This is a genomic window from Psychrobacillus sp. FSL K6-1464, assembly GCF_038003145.1.
In the GTDB taxonomy this organism is placed as follows: domain Bacteria; phylum Bacillota; class Bacilli; order Bacillales_A; family Planococcaceae; genus Psychrobacillus; species Psychrobacillus psychrotolerans.
The window spans coordinates 1,994,564-2,016,841 of record NZ_JBBOOP010000001.1 but is presented as its reverse complement, the minus strand read 5'-3'; the positions used below and the strand labels follow the sequence as shown (position 1 = coordinate 2,016,841).

General features: G+C 32.3%; 25 protein-coding genes and 3 pseudogenes. 24 read left to right on the top strand and 4 right to left on the bottom strand.

All coding sequences use genetic code 11. The annotated features are described in order from the left end of the window. Positions 1-159: 159 nt before the first annotated feature. The 13 genes from MKX39_RS10145 (at position 160) to MKX39_RS10085 (ending at position 8,526) form a co-directional block, all read left to right on the top strand. On the top strand, positions 160-615 hold the full coding sequence (locus MKX39_RS10145) for an SRPBCC family protein (RefSeq protein WP_340769484.1): 456 nt from the start codon (positions 160-162) through the stop codon (positions 613-615). 119 nt (positions 616-734) lie between these two features. Further along, complete coding sequence (locus MKX39_RS10140; protein ID WP_340769483.1) at positions 735-911, top strand: hypothetical protein; 177 nt, start codon at positions 735-737, stop codon at positions 909-911. A gap of 154 nt (positions 912-1,065) precedes the next feature. Beyond that, a complete protein-coding gene (locus MKX39_RS10135) occupies positions 1,066-1,614 on the top strand; it encodes a hypothetical protein (RefSeq protein ID WP_340769482.1) in 549 nt (182 codons plus the stop codon). 572 nt (positions 1,615-2,186) lie between these two features. After that, positions 2,187-2,528 (top strand): hypothetical protein, encoded by a 342-nt coding sequence (locus MKX39_RS10130; RefSeq protein WP_340769480.1) that lies wholly within the window; start codon positions 2,187-2,189, stop codon positions 2,526-2,528. A gap of 249 nt (positions 2,529-2,777) precedes the next feature. Next, entirely contained in the window at positions 2,778-3,296 is a 519-nt protein-coding gene (locus tag MKX39_RS10125; protein ID WP_340769478.1) for a hypothetical protein, read from the top strand. 156 nt (positions 3,297-3,452) lie between these two features. Further along, complete coding sequence (locus MKX39_RS10120; RefSeq protein WP_340769476.1) at positions 3,453-3,896, top strand: hypothetical protein; 444 nt, start codon at positions 3,453-3,455, stop codon at positions 3,894-3,896. Between the two features lie 187 nt (positions 3,897-4,083). After that, complete coding sequence (locus MKX39_RS10115) at positions 4,084-4,677, top strand: hypothetical protein (protein WP_340769474.1); 594 nt, start codon at positions 4,084-4,086, stop codon at positions 4,675-4,677. 264 nt (positions 4,678-4,941) lie between these two features. Then, entirely contained in the window at positions 4,942-5,109 is a 168-nt protein-coding gene (locus MKX39_RS10110) for a DUF4083 domain-containing protein (protein WP_340769473.1), read from the top strand. Between the two features lie 114 nt (positions 5,110-5,223). Then, complete coding sequence (locus MKX39_RS10105) at positions 5,224-5,646, top strand: SMI1/KNR4 family protein (RefSeq protein ID WP_340769471.1); 423 nt, start codon at positions 5,224-5,226, stop codon at positions 5,644-5,646. A 220-nt stretch (positions 5,647-5,866) separates the two neighbouring features. Then, on the top strand, positions 5,867-6,043 hold the full coding sequence (locus MKX39_RS10100; RefSeq protein ID WP_340769470.1) for a hypothetical protein: 177 nt from the start codon (positions 5,867-5,869) through the stop codon (positions 6,041-6,043). A gap of 168 nt (positions 6,044-6,211) precedes the next feature. Further along, complete coding sequence (locus MKX39_RS10095; RefSeq protein ID WP_340769468.1) at positions 6,212-6,601, top strand: hypothetical protein; 390 nt, start codon at positions 6,212-6,214, stop codon at positions 6,599-6,601. Between the two features lie 240 nt (positions 6,602-6,841). Beyond that, positions 6,842-7,195, top strand: a complete 354-nt coding sequence (locus MKX39_RS10090; RefSeq protein ID WP_340769467.1) for a hypothetical protein — start codon at positions 6,842-6,844, stop codon at positions 7,193-7,195. 164 nt (positions 7,196-7,359) lie between these two features. Then, positions 7,360-8,526: an MFS transporter gene (locus tag MKX39_RS10085; protein ID WP_340769466.1), complete on the top strand. Its 1,167-nt coding sequence runs from the start codon at positions 7,360-7,362 to the stop codon at positions 8,524-8,526. Between the two features lie 82 nt (positions 8,527-8,608). Here the strand turns inward: MKX39_RS10085 and MKX39_RS10080 are convergent. Further along, a pseudogene (locus tag MKX39_RS10080) lies at positions 8,609-9,406 on the bottom strand (tyrosine-type recombinase/integrase). A 147-nt stretch (positions 9,407-9,553) separates the two neighbouring features. Between MKX39_RS10080 and MKX39_RS10075 the strand changes: the two are divergent. The 5 genes from MKX39_RS10075 (at position 9,554) to MKX39_RS10055 (ending at position 12,484) form a co-directional block, all read left to right on the top strand. Beyond that, positions 9,554-9,811, top strand: coding sequence for a hypothetical protein (locus MKX39_RS10075; protein ID WP_340769465.1), 258 nt, complete (start codon positions 9,554-9,556; stop codon positions 9,809-9,811). 155 nt (positions 9,812-9,966) lie between these two features. Then, positions 9,967-10,368, top strand: a complete 402-nt coding sequence (locus tag MKX39_RS10070) for a hypothetical protein (RefSeq protein ID WP_340769464.1) — start codon at positions 9,967-9,969, stop codon at positions 10,366-10,368. 185 nt (positions 10,369-10,553) lie between these two features. Continuing rightward, positions 10,554-10,832, top strand: a complete 279-nt coding sequence (locus tag MKX39_RS10065; RefSeq protein WP_340769463.1) for a hypothetical protein — start codon at positions 10,554-10,556, stop codon at positions 10,830-10,832. A 134-nt stretch (positions 10,833-10,966) separates the two neighbouring features. Beyond that, the gene (locus MKX39_RS10060; RefSeq protein WP_340769461.1) at positions 10,967-11,653 is read left to right on the top strand and encodes a hypothetical protein; all 687 of its coding nucleotides are present in this window, start codon (positions 10,967-10,969) and stop codon (positions 11,651-11,653) included. Between the two features lie 270 nt (positions 11,654-11,923). After that, on the top strand, positions 11,924-12,484 hold the full coding sequence (locus MKX39_RS10055) for a GNAT family N-acetyltransferase (RefSeq protein WP_340769459.1): 561 nt from the start codon (positions 11,924-11,926) through the stop codon (positions 12,482-12,484). On the opposite strand, the gene MKX39_RS22335 is transcribed toward MKX39_RS10055, so the two are convergent. Then, the gene (locus MKX39_RS22335) at positions 12,405-12,701 is read right to left on the bottom strand and encodes a tyrosine-type recombinase/integrase (protein ID WP_445678045.1); all 297 of its coding nucleotides are present in this window, start codon (positions 12,699-12,701) and stop codon (positions 12,405-12,407) included. The genes MKX39_RS10055 and MKX39_RS22335 overlap by 80 nt on opposite strands. A gap of 387 nt (positions 12,702-13,088) precedes the next feature. Here MKX39_RS22335 and MKX39_RS10050 point away from each other — a divergent pair, with 387 nt between their 5' ends. From MKX39_RS10050 to MKX39_RS10025, 6 genes and pseudogenes are all read left to right on the top strand, one after another. Then, complete coding sequence (locus MKX39_RS10050; RefSeq protein ID WP_340769457.1) at positions 13,089-13,463, top strand: immunity 22 family protein; 375 nt, start codon at positions 13,089-13,091, stop codon at positions 13,461-13,463. A gap of 1,987 nt (positions 13,464-15,450) precedes the next feature. Next, complete coding sequence (locus tag MKX39_RS10045; protein WP_340769455.1) at positions 15,451-16,494, top strand: site-2 protease family protein; 1,044 nt, start codon at positions 15,451-15,453, stop codon at positions 16,492-16,494. Positions 16,495-16,723: 229 nt separating this feature from the next. Further along, positions 16,724-16,879, top strand: coding sequence for a hypothetical protein (locus MKX39_RS10040; RefSeq protein ID WP_340769454.1), 156 nt, complete (start codon positions 16,724-16,726; stop codon positions 16,877-16,879). 607 nt (positions 16,880-17,486) lie between these two features. Continuing rightward, a pseudogene (locus MKX39_RS10035) lies at positions 17,487-17,618 on the top strand (helix-turn-helix transcriptional regulator); the annotation flags it as partial. Continuing rightward, positions 17,615-17,989 carry a hypothetical protein gene (locus MKX39_RS10030; RefSeq protein ID WP_340769453.1) on the top strand — a complete coding sequence of 125 codons (375 nt, stop codon included), beginning with the start codon at positions 17,615-17,617 and terminating at the stop codon, positions 17,987-17,989. The pseudogene MKX39_RS10035 and the gene MKX39_RS10030, both read left to right, overlap by 4 nt. A gap of 433 nt (positions 17,990-18,422) precedes the next feature. Then, positions 18,423-18,773 (top strand): annotated as a pseudogene (locus tag MKX39_RS10025) (GNAT family N-acetyltransferase); the annotation flags it as partial. Positions 18,774-20,149: 1,376 nt separating this feature from the next. Here MKX39_RS10025 and MKX39_RS10020 read toward each other — a convergent pair. After that, a complete protein-coding gene (locus tag MKX39_RS10020; RefSeq protein ID WP_340769452.1) occupies positions 20,150-21,244 on the bottom strand; it encodes a Ger(x)C family spore germination protein in 1,095 nt (364 codons plus the stop codon). After that, positions 21,219-22,262 (bottom strand): GerAB/ArcD/ProY family transporter, encoded by a 1,044-nt coding sequence (locus MKX39_RS10015; RefSeq protein WP_340771410.1) that lies wholly within the window; start codon positions 22,260-22,262, stop codon positions 21,219-21,221. Before MKX39_RS10015 ends, MKX39_RS10020 begins: the two co-directional genes overlap by 26 nt. Positions 22,263-22,278 lie beyond the last annotated feature (16 nt).

Below are 22,278 nucleotides of genomic sequence, written 5' to 3'. Positions count from 1 at the left end.
CTAACGGGTGCTTTAGCAAAATATGGCCATCATTTTGATGGTCTATTTTTATGTCCAAAATATTAAATTGATCTCAGATATGCAATGTGAAATGTTACACTTAAACTAAAGCAGTTGAATAAGGAACATGAAAATACGTTCTTACAAAGGAGAATGCAAATGCCTATTATTAAGAACAAGCAATTTATACAAGCACCTGTGGTTGTATGCTTTGACCTTGCAAGAAACGTAGATATACACACTATAACTACTGCTAAAACTATGGAAAAAGCTGTGGATGGGGTTACGCAGGGGTTATTAGAAGAGGGAGATACTGTTACTTGGGAAGCTATTCATTTTGGTATTAAACAAAGGCTAACGGCAAAAGTAACTCATATGAAAAAGTCTACTGTGTTTGTTGATATTATGGTAAAAGGGGCATTTAGTTCTTTTACGCATACACATCAATTCATAGAAGAAAAAGGTGGCACTCTAATGATTGATACATTTGAGTATAAATCACCTTTTGGTCTTATTGGTAGGGTTACTGACAAATTATTTTTAGAAAATTATATGACAAGGTTTATAAATTCTCGTGCAAAAGAACTAAAAAGGATTGCAGAAAATGCAAAATAGCTTTTTCAAGTAATGGGTGCTTTAGTAAAAAATCATGGGGTTGCCATAGGTTACTCTTTTTCTTATTGAACTAACGCAGCAGTTTAGTTGAAGTGAAGAACTAAAAGGAGTTGTTAAAAATGGGAGAGAAATATAGAAATATATTAACTAACTTATTAGGTTATATAGGGGTTATTTTAATCTTAGTAGTTATTTACAAACTATTTTTTGGCTATAATAATCAGTTTTACTCTGGAATTTTATTTATTGGAGTATTACTTCTAATTTATAACGTTCAGTTATTAAAAAAGAAATAGCTGTATTTATTAGTGTTAAATTATACTTAAACAAGTGGCTGCCTAAGGTGGCTTTTTCTTATTGAACTAAAGCAGCAGTTTAGTTGAAGAAGTGAAACTTTCTTTTAAAGTATAATTAGTACCAAATAAAAATGTCAAAGGGGATAGGAACAGAATGAAACGAGTGCTACTTTTAATATATGGTTGCAACTTAGACCATTCCAATATTAGCTTTTTAGAGAAGGATCGATTGAGTCGATTTGAGGTAGAATGGGACTATGCTCCTTGTAAATTAAATGATAAACGCGATGTATTATTTCAGTATGATGTTTATGATGTGAACTTAGAAAAGAATCGAAAGTGTTCAGGTAGGTGGCTAAGTAAATATTTAATTGATGAACACCAATTAAACGCTTTTGAATACTCGCTTTCTAAATTAAATACGGGCATGTATATTCGTTGTAATCCTAATATTAGGGGGCACATTGAGGTAACTGTAAATGATTTGGAATATTCTGCGGGTATACTTGGAACCGAAGATAATAAAACAAGTATTTTTTTAATAGATGAAGAATCAGAAAATAATGAAATGATCCGCTCTAAACTACATTTACTTCCAATAGAAATGCAGTTGTTAACTATTGATACTGGGTTTAGTTACGAAGAACGAAAATTGAAAGTGAAAGAGTGGATAGAGCAAATTTTACGGGTGATTGTTTCATAAGAACAGTCAATTATTATACTAACGGGTGCTTTAGTTAAACAAGCACCTTCTATTGCATCCTCAACCAGACTTGTGTAAAACCACTATGGTAAATTATATAAAGTTATAGATGGCTAAAGATTCAGGAAAAATTAATAGGTTGTGGCGGTGAAATCAAATATTAGTTTCTTTTTATATTCTAATGGTAACGTGGGTTATTGTATTTACTATGGTTTTATACAGTCAGAAAAGAAAAGGTAAATTAAAAAAGATTACTTTTAATCAATTTGAAATTGTGTGCCTAATTTCTATTGGGTCAATGGTTTTAACAATAGGATTTTTGAGTCTAATGGGATAAAAGGAATGTAGAGAAGTTTTTCACTAACGGGTGCTTTATTTCAAGAAGGAATAAAGCCTTTTTTTATTGAACTAACGCGGCAGGTTAGTTGAATAAGGAAATGTATTTTGTTTAAAATCGGAACCTCAATTCGTATCAACCGTATTAAAGGGAAAGTAAAATTGAAGAAAGTTATAAAGGGGTGCGATATGAGTGAACGATTTGAATTAAGTTTTAAAAACAAGGAAGTAAGAATGTGGTTTTATTTGGCGGTACCGGCGTTTATTATAGGAAGCATTCTTATATTTTATGGTGGACAAAACTATCCGTATATTCCTTTGTCAGTGTTAGTAATAACATGGACTATCTTTTATATATAGCGGTTTTTTTACCGCAGGAAACAGAAGAAAGAAGGGGAAATATATTGAAATCAATCTTTTTGTTTCTTTTCGGTTTAATTTCTTCATGGTTGATACTGGGGGGTATTACAGGGGACTATGGTATAAAAAATATGCTGTTTTTAATAATTGCCTATTTAGGTGCTAAATTTGCTATCCGTCAGAGGAAGAAATTGTTTTATCCTTTAAATCACGAGTAATATATTCGTTTAGTATTATGGGGAGAGGTTGTTTCTGCAATGGCTAACCCCTTCTTCAACTAACGGGTGCTTTACTTCAAGAAGGAGTAAGTCTTTTTTCTTATTGAACTAACTTAGCAGTTTAGTTCAATAAGAAGTTTTATTGGAATTGCGTAGAAGTAGTTATAGGACGAAAAATTCTACAAGTTTTTCATCCGATTTTTTAAAATCAAATTATGAATTAATTCAATGAGAAAGGAGAGTGAAAAATTGAAAAATCGAGCAAAAATATGGGTTATTTTTATATTTAGTATAATACTTCTTACTGCATGTCAAAAAGGAACAGAAGAACCTGAAATTAGAATATCCAGTGCTTCTGACCATTTAACCCCTATTTCTTATGGAGATTTGCATAACGAAGAAAAAGAAGAAATTGAAGAGAGAATCAGGAATTATATGGTAGGTAAAAAGTTTAGTGAGTTACCTTCCATTAATAATAGCGAAATCATACAAATTGAATCGCTAAACTTTGAAGCAGATGAATTTGAGGTTTATGATTACATTTTAAATGAGAAAGGTTACATTATTTCCGAGTATGATATCGACCCAGTCATCCTAAGTGTTGGAGAAAATGGAATCGTTGAATTACCATCCCAGCAAAATCATAATTTTGGTACATATATGGATTATGCAGTAGACGGAAAACTTATACATTGTTTGTTAATTAGAACTAAAATTAATAACAGTAATTTTGCATTCGCTACGCTTGTTTTAAGTGATAGTAACTAATTGTCTACGAATCAATTTTAACATGCATGCTGTTCAACTAACGGGTGCTTTACTTCAAGAAGGAGTAAGGCCTTTTTTCTTATTAAACTAACGCGGCAGGTTTGTTGAGGATAGGTATAGAATTATAGAATTGGATATTGGTATTGGGGTGAGGAAATGAAAAATAAGAAAACTGTTATTGGTATTATTATAGTTATTATTCTCGGAATAGGTTTGTACTTTTTTAATTCTGAAAAGTTTTATACTGCGGCAGATGTTTTAGAAGATGTTGATTTTAGTGTAGAAGAACAATCTGTAGAGTTGACAAAGATTGTTATTGAAGTGGATGATGGAAAACTCGTTCCGATTGAGTTAACAGATACAACTCAGAAAAAATTGATAAAGGCTTTTGAAAAATCGAAATTTAAAAAAGACGAATCATTATCTTCCGATAACGATTACTCGATGAAAATCACTTTGAACAGAGGTTATTATATGTTTATGGATATTACCGGTAAAAGTATAGCAATTAGAGATAATAGTGGTGGTTCATACGAAGAATATTTATTTGAAGATGATAAAGGTTTTTTTAGTATTTTAGAGGAATTAGTAAGAGAATAAATGAATTCTGGATTAGTATTCTAATTCAACTAACGGGTGCTTTACTTCAAGAAGGAGTAAAGCCTTTTTTCTTATTCAACTAAAGCAGCAGTTTAGTTGAAGAAAAGAATTAGTTTTTTATGGTAAAATATGATAATTAATAGATGATTTCAAGTATCAGGATTTTCAATCACAAGGGGGCAGAATAATGAAACTAACAAAATTAGCATTTACAGGATTATTGGTAAGTGGATTATTAACAGGGTGTACGAAAGAAGAAACGAAAGTTGAACAACCTAAAACAGATGAAACGAAAGTAGAACAAGTAAAAACAGAAGCCGAAGTCAATGACCCGAAGAACTGGAGGGACGTTTCAACGCCTGAAGGCTTCAACAGTTATGGAATAGAAACAACGTTGGAAGCTTGGATTGCCTTTCACGCTGAAGACATTGCCAAAACTACCGACGTAAAAGAATATTACCCGAAGGCAGAACGCATCAGAAATGAAATGAGATATTTTCGGATCCAAGGTGACGACCTTCAAAAAGACTTTGAAAATTTGGAGGTGCTTCAAACTTTGATGGGTAATCTTGATTATTCTATTTCGGTAGCAGAAGAGCAAGGAATTGAAACGGCGGAAACCTATGACGAATTAAAAAAAGCTTTTAGGTATTTCACAGAACTAGTTCACGATATCGAAATTGTAATAAATCACGATGGAAAGGGCGAAACATTCGGGTTCACGCACCAATTAGACGGGAAAAAAGTTAAGGAAATAGAAACGTTCATCTATATAGATTAACTATTTTTGATATCACTTCAAGAAGGATTACAGCTTTTTTGTTAAATCTATAAAGCTAACGGGTGCTTTACTTAAAGAAGGGTAAAGCATTTTTTCTTATTGAACTAACGAGGCAGGTTAGTTCAAAAAGGAATGACTTATAAAGAGTCTAATTACCAATGGAAAATGGTGAAATGAAGGAAATATGGAATGTGAGAGGTAATGTAAAGTTGTGCTTGACCATTTCTATACAAGGGGATGTTTTAATGGTTTAATGTGGGAGACATGATTTATCAGGTTATAGTATTGGGGCTTATCGTTTTATTTGTAGTATCGTTCACGTTATTTATAAGAAGATTACTCTTGAATCAACAGGCAAAAAAGCATCAACTTAATGAACTTGGAAAGAAATTGGATAAAATAATAGAGTTAATGGACTTCAAGAAGCAGTAAAGCCTTTTTTCTTATTGAGCTAAAGAAGCAGTTTAGTTTAAGAAGGAAATACAAATAAATTAAAGAATCTTAAGAATGTATTAGTATTAAGGAATCGTGAAAGGTTGAATAATATTGTATAAATTAAAAATAGATAAACTTATTAATCAATATGACCAAAGGAAGAACTTTTTTGGAAGCATAAATTATGATGAAATAGAGAAAACGGAAAAATTATTAGGGGTTACATTTCCAGAAAGTTATATATGGTTTTTAGCTGAATACGGTGGTGGAGGAAATGGTTTTGAATTTAGTGACTGTGAAATGATGCTCTCTTACAAACAACGTTTTTCCTCAATGCCGGTTGGTTTTGTGATGATTTATTGGTGTGATGAATATGGCTATTGTTTGGATACAAGTAAGCTAAAAGGTGGAGAATGTCCTATTATGAACTGGAGTCCATTTGAATCTGCCATCTATCTTTCTAAGCCTAATTTTTATGAGTTTTTCTTAGGTGAGATAGAAAATGCAATAGATAATGAATTTTGGGACGAATAAGAATCGACTCTTTTTTGTCCTTTACTTCAAGAAGGGTAAAGCGTTTATTTCCTTCAATACACCTCTTTACGACTTTATCTAATTAGATGTGTTGTTACCTAATCTGAATAAAGTATGTGCTTATTCAACTAACGGGTGCTTTACTTCAAGAAGGAGTAAAGCATTTTTTCTTATTGAACTAACGCGGCAGTTTAATTGAACAAGCGAAAAGGGGTGTAAAGTGAAGAATGTAATAATATTCAATATAATATTTTGTCTACTTGTTATTTTTATTTCTGATGAACCTGTTAAAGATGAACATAGAGAAAAACTCGGTGAATTTGCACGAATGCTTACAGATCATTTAGCATTGGCACATTGTGAAGTTATTATAAAAGATGTATCAAGAAAACCCTGAAAAAGCGATAGACCGAATTATGTTAACTAAATACGGTTTCAAAGACTCCGATATTCCTTTAGAAAAACTGTGGCACTTTAATCAAGAATAGAGTTCCTACTTTTTCACTAACGGGTGCTTTAGTAGAATTAGGCACCCCTCAACTTAAATTAGGAAAGGAGGAGAAAAGTGAAAAGGATTGCTTATACATTAATAATTTCTATGGCATATTTATTATTTCGTTTAGTTATTCTAAAGGTATTTCAAATAGAATCGGAGTTTTTCTTTATAATCGGTACAATAAGCGTCGTTATTCTTTACTTTATGAAGGAATTACCCCTGCTTTTCATTTCCTACAAGAAAATTTTTAAGAAACGAATAATCACTTATTTGTTTTCAGGATTAATTACTTCTCTATTGTTTACTTTGTTCTATATGAATTTCAGTGAGCTTGAATTTAACTTATTTAAAGGGATACTTCTCCTTAGCTTTGAACTCCACATGACTGCAATCATGATTTATTATCTTCCAGTAGAAACTTATAAAGTTTTGATACGAAGAGCCAGGATTATAGTTTGAGAAAGCTTCTTCAACTAAAGGGTGCTTTACTTCAAGAAGGAGTAAAGCCTTTTTCTTATTGAACTAAAGCGGCAGTTTAGTTGAAGAAGCAGAGATGTATTATCGTTAATTTCCAGTGGAAAATTTACTATAAATTGGAACTTTCATCTGTTTTTAACGTATTAAAGTACATGGGAAGTTAGCTGAATAGGGAATTTAAATGGTTGAAAAAATTCAAACATTGGATAGGGTGATGGAAACGTGTTAAAGGCTACAAACTTGAAGAAAACTGTATTCATAATTTTAGTTTTCTTTATCATTTGTTTTGCATTTGAATACCAAAAACCTATATTGACAACTGTGGAAGCTACAAATTATGCAGTTTTGTGTTTGAACGTTCCGCCAAAAGAATTGGGAATAAAAGCTCTTGATGTTAACTTTGATGAAATTACACTGAAGCAATTGTCTATTGATACAAAGAATGGTTTTTTTAATCAACACACTAATAAACGCGATTTGAATATAACACTGAAAACAAAAAATGGAGAAGAATCAACCGTTAAAATTAATGCGTATAATGGAAAATGCCTTGAAGTGACTGGTCCATTAAATTAACAGGATGTCCTGTTGCTTCTTGTTGTGCTAATGGGTGCTTTACTTCAAGAAGGAGTAAAGCCTTTTTTTCTTATTGAACTAACGCCGCAGTTTAGTTGAACAAGAGGTCCTTTTTATAGCTTTAAAGAATATACATGTAACAATAATTATAAATGGGGGATGCAATGGAGTTTAGTGGGAAGGTAGGTTTAAGTGTTGGTTGGATAACATTGTTTTTAATGGGTATTGACTTATTTGTAGTATCTCCTTTACTACCGTTCATTTCGGAAGCTTATAATGTTAGTTCAGCGATGACTGGATGGATGGTAACAGTTTTTGCAGTCACATATGCTTTTTTCGCTCCTTTCTTTGGATGGCTTTCAGATAAAAATGGACGGAGACTATTAATTACATTTGGCTTATTGTTGTTCGTCATTTCTAACATACTAACTGCTTTTGCTCCTTCATTTTTTTGGTTAATTGTTAGTCGTATTTTAGCTGGTTTATCCGTTGCTTCAATTACTCCTTTGATTTACGCAATCATTGTAGATACTGCACCACCAAATCGGACAGGGACATGGCTTTCGATTGTTGTTTCAGGACACTTAACAGCTCTTTGGGCAGGAGCTCCATTCGGTATGTTATTAGAGCATTTTCTCGGTTGGCGTTCAGTATTTGTTATAATGGCCGTTATAGGAGCTATATTGGCAGTAGTAAATTTCAACACCTGGAAATATGTTCCTAAAATCTATTTAACAAGGAATCTATTAGAAGGAAATTTGCTAAGAATACTTGGTTCGGTAAGTGTTACAACCTTTTGGGCGATTTCAATGTATGCTCTTTATGTTTACTTAGGAGCTTCTCTATATTCTGAAAATAGATTCTCATCAACAGAAATCGCATTAGCTATAACTTTTTATGGTATCGGAGCTGTTTTAGGAAGTCTTATAAGTGGACAATTAACAGATAGATTTGGAGAAAGGAATATATCGAAAGTTACCCTCATGTTCTTGACTCTAATATTTGTTTGTTTAGGTATATTCTTCACATCAGGTGATTGGATCTATTTCTTCTTGTTCTTATGGGCTTTAGTTGGGTATGCAGGATTTAGTTCATACCAAGCAAGATTAGCGGTTGAATATTCAAACGAACGAGGAATTGTCATGGCGTGGAATAATACCGCTTTGTATATTGGTATTACCCTTGGCTCAATGATTGGTGGTTTTGTCATTTCTAAATGGGGATACTCTTTCCTTCCGTATGTTTGTAGCATTGCAGCAGTTCTTAGTTTTGTCCTTAGTACCCAAAAAGTCCAAGAAACAAAAAAGGAATCAGCTTGTTCAGATACATGACATCAGAATGAAGTCTTTTTGTTGAACTAACGGGTGCGTTAGTCAAATAGAGCAAGGTCATTATGACGTTGCTCCTTTATATTTAAAAGTATTTCTGATAATACTCCTTCCTTAGTCTTCCGCTTAATTGAGCGTAGATCCTAGTTGTTTCACTTTTCTCATGTCCCATAAGACTTTGTATGACTTCAATAGGAGCTCCATTATTCATCAAATGAGTTGCGTAGCTGTGCCTAAGTTGGTGTGGGTGAATCCATTATTAATTTCCGCACGATTGGAGATCCGCTTGATGATATAACGCATTTGGGCGACGCTCATTCTATGTGGCTATCTTGTTATCACAAAGATGGCTGGATTTTGGTCATTACGGCTTTCTAAATGTATTAAAATAAACTTCACTTTCCTTATCGCCCTTTTCTCTCACGATTGAAGATTGATTGGACCAATTAATATGGTTCTTTTCTAACGAAACTATTCCTCCAATTCGACAACCTGTAGAAAACATGAATTCAAATATCGCTTTTTCCATAGCAGAATGACAGGATTCACGAAGGTGTTCAATCTCCCGCTCAGTTAAATACTTAGGTATCCGCTTACCTACTTTTGGTTCTTTAATCTTGGAAGTTGGATTCCTACTTAGGAAACCTTCTTCATGGGACTAACGAAAAAATGACTTTAAAAAGCGGATACGATGTGCAAGACTGGCCGGTTTTAAATGCTTGCCAGATATAGCGAGATATTCTTTCAGTTGATTTGTACCTAGCAATTTCATCTCTATATCTTTAAAATAACCAATTAGTAGCAAGGACTGTACCTGGTAGGCCTTTAAAGTTTGTGGTGAAAAACCCTCTATTCGCTTATCCGCTTCAAGTAATAATTCCATTCCCCCTAAAATAGTAATATTAAAAGGATTATTGCCAACTTAATAGAATTATAGACAAAGGGTGTGTTTTTACTAATGCAGCAGGAAAGTTTGACAAGGAAATTTAGTATTTTTACTTGAAGATACTTTTAGGAGGTTAAGTTCAATATGAAAAAAACATTTGAAGTTATGCACGATGGTCATCATATTAAATTGGTGAACAGCTGGTTTACAGGTGAAAAACTATATGTAAACGGACAATTACAGGATGAAAATCTTGGACTTGCTGTAAGAGCTGTATTAAATGGTGAACTAAAAAGTAATGACGATAGAAAAAGTATTAAAGTAGCTTTGGGTGGGTTTTTTAAAATTAACTGTAGGATATTTGTTGAAAATAACTTAATTTATCCTAATAAAAAGAAATAATATAAGTTACTCTTCTTGAACTCAAGGGTGCTTTTCTTTAAGAAGGACGTAAAGAATTTTTTACTTCAAGAAGGAATAAAACCTTTTTCTTGTAAACTAAAGGTGCAGTTTAGTTGAACAAGATTTTCATCATTATAGATTGAGGGAGTGAAATTTTGAGGAAATTATTATTTATGTCTATTATGCTAATTGTATTTTTTATTGTAAGCGGATGTAATAATAACTCTGTAAAACAAATTAAAGCAGATTACTTTGATATTGAATTTGGGCAGAGTTTGTACGAGGGGTATAACAAAGTAGATAAAGAAACTGTTCAGTCACTTGTGAAGGCTTACAATCAAATAGAATATAGTGGACAAACAAATGAAGAAATTAATTATGATAAGGCGATAACAATAACATTTATCTATAATGACCAAATTTCAGGTGCTTTAGTGATAGATGATAAGGGGATTTTTCATCTAAGTGATAGTGCTGAAAATTATCAAATCGAGTCCAATAATGATATTTATGAACAAGCAATAGAAATATATAACGATGTGAAGAAACAATATTGAACTAACGCGGCAGGCTAGTTGAATAAGAAATAGTAAGATATATGATAAAATTGTAATAAAAAGGAGAGAGATTATGAAGTTTTATATTGCATCTAGCTTAAAAACTATTTAACAGGTTAGATATGTTAGTAAAAGGTTAAAAAATAAAGGATTTATCCATACATATAAATGAGAACGTAACAACATTGGAAGAACTAAAGGCAATAGGTCAAAAGGAGAAAAATGCTGTAATAGAAGCTGATTTTGTTGTAGTTTTATTACCAGCGGGAAAAGGAAGCCATATTGAACTAGGTATTGCTATTGGAAATGACAAAAAGATTTATCTTTACTCACTGAACAAAGAAATAGATAACATTGAAACAACCAGTACATTTTATCATTTACCTGAAATCGAAAAGTGCTTTGGAACCATAGATGAGTTAGTAGATATTATAGACTTAAAGTCAAAAAGTTTTTTAAGCTAGCTAACGAGGTGCTTTACTTCAAGAAGGAGTAAAGCCTTTTTTCTTATTGAACTAACGCGGCAGTTTAGTTGAACAAGAAATGATTTGAAACATATCCATTATCTTCACGTTTAACAATTTAAGGAGGCGACTTTTTGAAGAAATTACTTTTCACTTTTATATCACTGTTCCTATTATTAGCGGCTTGTCAAGCAAATGATTCCGATGCAATTACACTGGTGGGTCAAGACAACGAACATCCTATACTCGGTTCTGATAATGAAAATCTCACCTTACCCGAGGGTGAAGAATTAGCTGTAGACACGTCTGACATTGAACAAATGAATATAGGTTCCGAAATGCCCAAACTTTTATATGCCGATAACAACATTGCGGTTATGCAAGGTACATTTGGAGTAGTCGTATATAATATGCAAGACTCTATAGTTACAAATCGAATTTCATATGAACAAATTAAGTCATATGACCTTCCAATGATGTTGGCATCTGTATCACATGATGGTACAACCATCTTTATTGGGAATGATGATATGTACAATGAATTTATTTATACTTATCAATACAATATTAGTACGAGAGTAATCAAAAAAACAATACAACAGCCTTCAAGCTTATTTAGTCCTATAACTATCGAGACACCTGGTTACAACGAGGAGTACGATAAATATTTCGATTTAAATTATCTTACGGCTGACAAAATTGTAGAATTGGATAATACGTTTATCTATCTACGCTCTAAAGACTGGAATATGAAAAACCTACAAATCGTTATTTGCCAGTATGAAGATAGCGAAAACAAAGTTTTTGATGTGTTCAAATAAGAATTAAAGTCATAGTCATTGTTCACCAATCGGGCACGATGAGGGAATAAACTGCTCTTTCTTCTTCAACTAACGGGTGCTTTATTTCAAGAAGGAGTAAAGCCTTTTTTCTGATTGAATTAAAGGGGCAGATTAGTTTAACTAGCAGGTATTCCTAAGTAGGATGCCGAATGATTAATTAAATGAGTAATTTTGAAGAGAAAGAGGTCTTAAACGCGGAAAGCTAAAAGAATTGTGGAAGTGGCTTGTCTTAGGAGAGGTGATAAAAAAATGATTGAATTACGAAAGATAACTGGGGATAACATAGATGATGTGATAGCACTTGAAGTTGGAGAAAAACAGAAAGAATTTGTATTAGAAACTACTAACCTCAGATGCTTTGCAGACGCTCATATGTTGAACGCAGACGGTATACCAGCGACTCCATTAGCCATTTATGCTGATGAAAATATAGTTGGATTCTTGATGTATATTTACGATACGATGGATCATGAATCATTTGAAAATGAAGTTTTTTATGGTAAGAAGAGTTATTTTATATGGCATAATATGATTGATAAAAGTTACCAAGGAAAAGGATATGGCAAGCTTGCTTTTGAAAAAATGTTGATGGATATTGAAACTATGCCATATGGGGAAGCAGATTATGTAAACCTCTTTTATCATACAGATAATGTCATAGCTAAAAGATTATACGATTCATTTGGTTTTGTAGATACAGGCATCATTCAGGATAATTCGATGTTGGCGATCAAAAAACTAGATGGGAAAATAAATATCTTTCTGCGTACTGAGTTAAGAACACAAACTCTTCTGGTTCATCCTCTGTGACGTCTATATAATCAAATAAATCTTGCAATAAATTCGCTGTAGTACGACTAATAGGGACAATGCGTGCTCTTTTACTTTTGGATATTTCAGCACGTATGTTTATTTGTCTGTAATGTAAGTCGAAGTCCCCCCGGATTAGCGACGTCATCTCACTTACACGAAGCCCTGTATCAATCATTAATACCATGATTATGTAATCTCTACGACCCGTATATATCCTTATTTTAGGTGCATTTAGTAGAGATTTTATCTCATAATCTGTAAATATTTCAAAGGTCTCTTTATCTTCCTTTTGTAATCCAACATCATTTGCTGGATTATGATTAATATACTTTTTGATAAGGGCCTAGTTATAAAAGACTCGTATAAATCTTATTGCGTTATTTGCGGACCTTGCAGACACTTCTATAGTAAGTTGAAACGTTTGTCGCGTTGTCATCCCATTTTACCTTCTTAAATGTCATGTAATAGATATATTGACGTACACAGTCCTTTTCATTACCGTTTAGTTCGTGATCGATACAATACTTGGGCTAATTATAGACTAGCGGGTGGGGTTTCATCTTTACCAGAAAATATTAGATTAAAGTAGGAGGACAATATAATGGAAAAACAAGGATGGGTTTCCATTTGGGTAGGAAATATTAAAGAAGAGGACTCTATAGAAGAGTATGTAGATTCAACATATGATGAGAAGGGCGAGTCTGTACCTTCCAAATTTTTTATTGATTTTAATATTGATATGGATGAAACAGATGAAGATACAATAGAAAAAGTGGTCTATAAGAATAGTAGTAGTGATATTTCTACATTATTAGATGGATGTTCGTATGAAGAAATTATCATCCCAAAAATTAAGGGAAGTATAGATTTAAAAAAATCATATAATGCAGTAATTCTGATATATAACTTTGAGCATAATAATGAAATTACTTCAACTGCTGCTTTTGTCTATATTACTTCTACAAATTATGAGTAAGGTAACATTTTAAAAGTATGGAGAATAATATCTTAGATAGTGTAAATTTAATATTTGAATACTTAAAATAATATTACAACCTTGATTGGATACAACCTTTTAAGGTTTCTTTTTTTGTGTACTACATAGGAAGCATTGATTTGCGGAATTGCCATAAAAATGATAAGATTTTTATTTGATCAAAAAACTGTAGGTTTCAAGGTTGAATCGTATAAGTTGTTCTATTAAATTGCCTAGACCAAGCAAGAGTTTTAAATAAATTTAAATCTGAAAAACTAAAATTAGGTGAATACATTATGATACTTGATAAGATGTCAAATGCTCCCCTTGTAAATTGGATGTGCATTTGATTAAGGTATGTGGAAAGTTTATAAAACAAAAGAACGTGGAGGTCACTATATAATTAAAGAAACTGGTAGTGAGAATGAGGTGATTGATTTTTTTATGAATTAGTATTAAGTGCACATAATAGACTTCTGAATTAATGTACTTAAAGGTGGATATGAAGCATGTTTTGTGTTTCATCACCACCAGCTGAAGTCTAAATCTCACTAAACCTCAACTATTAAAAATAGGGAAATCCTTGTCGGTATCATCTTTAGTAGTTGATATGACAGGGATTTTTATTTGTTAACTATTCTTTTGATGGTCCCGACTAGTGTCGAAGTAGTGCCCCCACCTTGTAGTGGTGGTTTTAGTTAGAATGGCATCATTTAGGCACCGGCACTGATTACCCTTTTTGAGACAGGAATAAAAACCCCTATATTTAGCCATTTTACGGTATTGAACCAGTGATTGGCTCTTTGGTTTCATTTGAATCATTGATTACGTGATTGATATTGTTGCTCTGTTCCATTTAGGTCAGTGCAATTTTATTTATGTAGAATAGTGAGGTTTTTAAACTACGGTGGAGTTACTACATGAAGGATTAACGCAAAAACCTAGGGGAATCGAGCAAAAAGAAGGGATAAAGGAAGAGAAAGCTGTTTTTGAACGAATGGAACTAAAAAGAGTTTAGAGAGAATGGACAATAAACAGGAGCGTTGATTCTGGATTAAAGGGATTAACGTTCTTTTTGTTGAACTTATTAAACTAATGGATCAAAATACAATGAAATTGATTTTAGTAAGACCTATAAATAGGTAATCAAAAACATTCGTTAGAGGAGATTGTGAAACATTTCACTTAAACTAACGCGGTAGTTTAATAAAATAAAATGGGGGTGAATTTTTGAAAAGAAACAAAGTAATAATTTTCATTATATCTGTGATTTTTTATTGTGCTTAGTGTGGATTTTATTTCCTAATAAAAGTGCAGAGGTAAAAATTTTCACCTATGAGATAGAGGAAAACAATGACGAACTTATTATTGAAGTTAACTATCAATTCACTAACAATACAGGAAATTTTAGTTATGCAACTATTGTTTTAGACAGTTTTTTTATGAACGACTTAAGAATCCAGAATCTATTGAACCCATTTTTTAAAACGGTGTAGTATCTGTTTCTACAAGAATAATTATTAACAAAGAGGACTTAACTTCAGACTTTATTGAATCGTTAAAATCAAAGGGAAAAAATCCTTTTCGTGCTATAAGTATAGGTGAAGAAATTAGTTTGTAATAACTTAACTAACGGGTGCTTTAGTTTAAGAATTTGTTTAATTTGTGTTCAACAATTGGACCATTTAGTTGAGAAAGGAGAAACTAACTTATGAAGAAGAATATTTTATACTTTGTAGCAGGTCTCTTAACTTATTTTGTGATTTCTACTCTTATACAGTTATTGTAAAAGCTAATTTATAGAGTTCAGCAAACGGACGGGATTGTTTAATATGCGGTCTCTGTTCTTATTCAACTAACGAGTGCTTTAATTAAACAAGCGGCTACCTGTCAGGGTAGCTTTTTCTTGTTGAACTAACGCCGCAGGTTAGTTGAATATCGAAACTTTCGATTACTTTATCCGTATTAAATGAAGGAGGGGAAAAAAATGAATACTATTACAAAACCTTTGGGAATAACTATTATTATAGCGATACTGATTTTTTTATTTAACTTTACAAATTACTCAACAATGGCGAATTTTATGGGCTTAACTTTCGTCCTATTATTTATTACCTTGTTAATTCATGAGTTAGGGCATGTGTTGTTTGGCATATGGTCAGGTTACAGATTTAACTATTTAACTGTTGGTCCTTTAACAGTTGAAAATACTGAACATTTAAATATTAAGGTGAATGACAATTGGTTATTAGTTGGGGGTGTAGCAAGTTGTTCACCTTTATCAAGTGATTTAACAAGTATCGCTAAACAACATAAACGATTTGTTTCTGGTGGACCAATTTTTTCTATCATTACAGCGATTATCAGTTTAATAGTAGGCACATCAATGGGCATACACTTCTTTACATACTTTGGAATATTTAATATAATCATTTTTTTCACTACGATATTGCCATACCGAGGAGCTATAAAATCAGATGGAAGGGTCTTACTTGAGCTATCAAAACAAGGTAAACAGACTGAAGAATTTTTAATATCTTTATTATTGATGAAAGAAATGAATTCCCCAATACATCCAACGGACTGGTCTATAGAATTAATTGAAAAAGCAAAAACATTACAACCGTCTGTTGACAATGTTATGGTTGGATATATTCTTTTTTACTACACACTAATAAATGAAGGATACAAAAATGCTTCTGCACTACTTGAACCATTTAAGAAATTACCTGTAACTAAGCAAAATCAAATTACGTTGCAATTTATCAATCACATTCAGCAGATAGATTTGATTATTGTAGGAAACTTTGATGAGGTGCGAATAAACGAACTGCATCAATTTTTGAATCCAATAGAGCCTATCAGTTTTAAAAGAAGTCAAGCCATTCTGGCAAAATTAAAAGGGGATGAAAAACAAGCGATACAAAAATTATCAGAAATAATGAAAGAAATTCATAAGGGCAAAAAACTATTTGGATTTTTTTATGCAGAGGAACAATTAACACAAATATTAGAAACAAAATTATTGTAGTAAATATGTAGCCTATAAAAATAAAGAAGTTTTACATAAATAACTGTGCTGGTGCGTTGGTCTAGTATGATAATGGACTTTTTGTTTGATTCTTAACTAACCGGTGCTTAGTTAACAATAGGATGCCTTTTAGGGGGAGATTTTTTTGTTCATCGAGTTAAAATCAGGAAAAGTAGAGTGTATAGAAGTAGAAGTTCTTCCTGAAGTATTTTAAAAGGAGCTAATTGTTTTGTATTTATTTGAAGAGATTGTTATAAAAGGCATTGAACAAAATCCAATAATTGAAATTAGGGGAATTAATGATCATCCAAAGGTGGAATATGAGAGGTTAGACATTGAAGCACCTTTTGGAAAGAAAATTTCATCAATAGCTCAGTTTTTTTAGCTCCCTTTATATTAGTTAGTTCGAATGGAATGTTGGATATTCCAATAGTGGACGACAAAATTCTCGATATTTCTATTAAAGAAATAGCCCCTCACTTCAACAAAGTTGAAAGAATTACAACCAATGAAAAACAAGTAGTTATTAGGTTGCAAAATGTTAGAGAAAGTTCAAAAATACATTTATCAATCTAAAAGAAAATCGTAAAGCTAATGCCATTGTAAATGATATATATTCAGAAGGGACTTCAAGCTGGGGAGAAACATTCACACCAAAAGAATTTAAAGTTAATCTCGACCTTGTAAGAAAAACAGCTAATCATGATATTTTATCCATGTGGGATTTTTTCGAACATACTTTTGTACAGGGAAATGGGGGGATGGCTATAATTCCAAGTGGATGGTCTTTTGATGAATCCTTTATAGATAGGGTAGCTGTTCAGAATTTTGCAAGTGTCTGTAATGAAATGATGATAACAGTTAATAGTGAAAATAATTTTATAACTTCTATTCTAATAAGCTAGTATGCTTTCTTCTTCGACTAACGGGTGCTTTAGTGAAATATAGAGTTGGATAATACAGCTCTTTTTTTGTTCAACTAAAGCCGTAATGTCTCTAGGCAAACCATAATATCTTTGGAAAAAGGACGTAATAATCCTTCAATCACATTAGCATTTAAGTTAGCTCGTTTATTTAATTGTCATATTGAAGATATTTTTATTTATGAGGAGGACCATCAATGAAACACAATAGAGCAATTTTTGTAATTTTAGGTTTCATTATGCTAATAAATGCACTTCTAATTAATGGTGCTTATATTTTTTCAGGTAAGTTTCCAGAAGCATTAATGGCAATTGCTTTAACGATTATGGCGTTCTGTTTAGCTTATTTAGCACCCCACTTTTCTGCAAAAGATGAGCGGGCTCAAAAAATTCGTGAACGTGCAGTATATATTAGTTATTTTTGGGGTATTAGTTTTGCCGTTATTTTAATGATTATTTTCAACCCTACATCGTCGCTTAACCTTGCGGCCTTTCAAGTATTATCACTATTCATGGCATTATATATTTCTACTGTCTTTTTAAATATGGTTTATTATGCAAAAAAATATTAAAAACATTCTTTTTTAAAAAAAGGCTGAGCCTTCAGAATGCTTATATTAAGTTAAAAGGTAAATCAAGAATCAACTCCATTCTTGTAAGAATAAAGGCAGGCTGGTGCAATAACCAGAGTAGGATTAATCTCCCATGAGTGCTACTCGTATAGAGTGCGACAGTCTGTGATGCGCCGTGGTCGTTGGAGTCAGACTAACGGAAGGGCTCTAAGGCAACATAGTTCATCGACCTTCTTCACCAGCTATACTAATCTATACCCGTTTTGATCCAATTTTCATCCTCTGTGGTTCAGCGTTTTTTGCTGCATGGATGGCTAACGGGTGCTTTAGCAGAACAGGGATGTAGTAAATAGCTTTTATTGTTATTCAACTAAAGTATAGCAGTAGAGTTTAACAGGAAAAAATAAATAAGCTGTGTCAAGGGGGAGTTTTGGTGAATCCATTATTATTAGATATACCATTACAAATAGAGACAGAAAGGTTATTATTACGAGCACCTAGGCAATCAGGGGACGGTACTATTGTTAATGATGCAATTAAAGATTCTTTTAATGAATTAAAGGCTTGGTTGCCTTTTGCACGGACACTCCCTACTGTGGAGGAAACAGAAGTGAATTTGAGAGAAGCATATATTAACTTTTTCAAAAGAGATAGTTTACGTTTCCTGATTTTCCATAAAGACACTAATGATTTTATAGGAGTAACAAGTTTCGAAGGTTTAAACTGGGACATCCCAAAAAGTCATATAGGTTATTGGATTAACACTGTTACCGAGCAAAAAGGAAAAATAGAGTCTTTGGAAAAACGTGTAGAGTTGCTTGAAAAAAGGTTAGATAATCAATAAAAATTTGCTGTTCTTTATTCAAGTAACGGGATTAATAGGAGAGCCATTTTTTATAGTTTTAAAAAAAGTATGAGTTAACCATTTAGATTGAATTTTTGAAAAATGGGCAAGTCGTCATTCAGCGTTCCATGTGGGAAAAGCTTAACGAATCATTAAAAGAAAGTTACTTACAACAATGGTTTATGAATGGTGGGATAAGGGAGAATGTGAGGAATCACCAAAGTCCTTACCTAGTTATCTAAAACCATTTGCAAATACTTTTGGTCATCTCCAAGGTGCAAATTGCATAGCAGTAGTTTTGTTTGTCATTTCAAAAGGGAAACAAAACTGGTTAATTTATGAATGGATACATCAAAAAACATTTCTTGAAAAATTGAAACAGTATCACTATGAGGAGTTTCTAGATGAAGGACTACACCAGGGGAAGAATTATATTTCAATAAAAATGGACAAACGATGTTTAACCCTTGGAAGATACTTTCGAAAGAGCAACTTTATAAGGAGTGGGAACATCTAACACTTGTGAAGTATCGACAATGTAATTAAGCATTTGGAAAAAATGAATATTTATTCTTGGTGGGTGCTTTACTCAATAACTCGTATTAAGTGGTTTTCGACCACTTATACAAGGCATATACTTAAATTAAAAAGGAAGTGTCTAACTGAAAAAGAGTAAAATCACTTTAATTGGGACTCTTGTATTTTTATTTGTTATAACCTTTCTATTTATCAATAATTCCTCGTCAAAAGGAGATACATCTGAAGTGCCACCTACGTTAAGTCCCGAGGAACAAGCAGAAAAAACGGCTGAGATTGAAAATTTCATCTAAGTGGAATAATTAAACAAGTAGATGATTAATTAGTGAAAAAAGGTTATGAATTTCAGACAATGGTTATGGCAAATTCTGTGGATGATGTTCAGGGAAATATATTTTAAACAATAAAGACGCCTCAAGATAGTTGTCGGATATTGCTCTTTCCTAGATTACATATTGTTCTTCTTTCCTAGATTACATATTGTTCTTCTTTCCTACTGCGCTTAGCTTGCTCGACAGTGTATACATAGGTATTTGACGCGACTTATTTGATCGTTATTTCTTATAACTCCGCCGAATTTAAAATACGTGCAGTAAAAGGGAATCTTATTGTTGAAGTCCTTCTCAAATCTTTACCTAGACTGATTTTTCACTTATAGTATTTTCATTGGATTTTACTGTGGGATTTAAATTGCCTTTTTTTATTCTCTAATAAGCAATCTGTAGTTTTTTAAAAAGACTTTACCATTCAAGTGAGTACGTTCTTTTCTTTTATTATAATTAACTTTTTGTGTTTGAATCCGTCAAGGGCTCAATATTAAACTGATAATCAATCTTAATGTCCATCTTCTTGAATAGTTCAATCCATTTTTTTTCATCCATTGGTTTTGAAAATGGTTTTAATGTATGAATGCCTAGCTGTAATGGATCCACATTCAATTCTTGCATCTTTTTTACTAGTTCTTGTGTTTGTTTTTCAAGATTGAATTGGATTTCTTTTTTCAAGTCTTCAAAATCCTTTGGTTCAAATATTTGCTTTTCTCCCCGGTATTCTTCAATTCTTGAGTCTATATTCACGGTATAGGTCATTGTAGACAAGCTTTTATTGATATCCACTTTCGTTTTAGACCTAACATGACCTAGAACAACTTCTAATTCTGGTATAGGTAAAACTGATAAGTAGTGATTGTTGTTTAACAGCTGGAAGATGCGATCATCAAAAGTTGTTATTATTTCAACTAGTTTATCATTTTGAAACAGGGCTGTACCTTCATAGCTGATAGCGTCATTTTCTATTTTGAATACAGGTAAGAAAGGATCTGAATAAGGAGTATATAACAAATTTTTAAATTCATGTAGATTAACAATACTAATTTCGCCCTGATTTTTTTCCTCATAATGCTTCAGCATTCGATAAAAGGAGTAATCAAGATTTTCTTGTTTATCCAATTGATTTTCTAAGTATTCTTCAAAATTCCCTTTTACGATAACTAAATAAATTCTCAAAGAAATATCCGGATCAGTTAATAACACATTAATAACGGACATAATCCCCTCTTTTCCGAGGTCTTCATTAATTATCAGCATTCGCATTTGCCCAGATTTCATTTCCTGGTAGAAGTTTAAATTAAAATCCATTAATCCCTCCTTCATTAAGCTTACTTCTTGCGTCATTACACTTTTTTTTTCTTTGCTTAGAGGAGGCAATATCGTACTGATTTTTATTTCACCTTCATCCCCTTTACTAAGTGATAAAAATGTGACTGGAGCAAGCTCTTCAATAATGTTATTTTCAGTAAAAGGGGCACATCCAGTTAACCACAATGCAATAAATATAATTGAAAAATTTTTAGCCATTTTCTTTCGTATTCGCATGTTTATTAACCCCCTTTATCTTCATCGCTACGATAATAATAATTGGAACCACTAAATAACTTAAGCTTCCTGCTAAAATTTGAAGATTAAGTAAAATAACCTGCTTTTCTTCTGACTTCCAAATCCATTCATTCACAAGAATCATTCCAATTAAAATAATGAATACACTGAATAATAAGCCTACTCGACTGGGTGGTTTATCCACTTTCCCATTAGCTATTTTAGATGCTCCATAAAACAACAGAAGAAAAATTGAACCCGCAAAGACGATGTTAAATAATTCCAAAGAAAGCATGACCATATCAATACGTTCAATTACTGGATTTTGAAAATAACGGGCCATAGTGACAATTGGAAATGGACTTTTGCTTAAATAATTGGATCCGAAATAGAATAAGGACGCCATATATAAGGATACATACTCTATAACGGTTAGAGCATTCCCATAAGACAAATAACGATATGTCTTATTATTTGTTTTAAACCACGGTCCCAAAAATACCAGAAATTCAGGCCCTGAAAATGAAGACAAAATTAATAATATTCCTTTCCAGGAATCCCCACTTAATTCCATTGGAATAATCGGATACAAATCACTGAGTTGAGCAATTGGAGGAAAGAAGAAATAGGCAAAGAATAAGAACATCCAAAATGTACACAAAAATGAAATTACAACAAAACGTATAGTTTTTTCAACACCCTTCCATGCTACATACAAACAAGACAACAGTATAAAAAGGATAAGCCAATTTGAATCTGTAGCTGGAAACATAAATATTTGTATCATTTCCGAGAATCCTAACATAATCACGAAAAGTTTAAGCAGGATAAAGAATAAACCGATGAATGAGAAGAGACGTACAAGTTTTTTTCCGAATAATTGGACAAATCCATTGTAACCCTCGCTAGAAAACCGGGTTAAAAACCATTTGGATAAAAGAAGAATGTTTAGTTGAGACAATATGCCGACCACTATAATCACCCAAATCATATATGAATGGATTAAAAATCTTGGCATAATCAAAAAAAAGTAA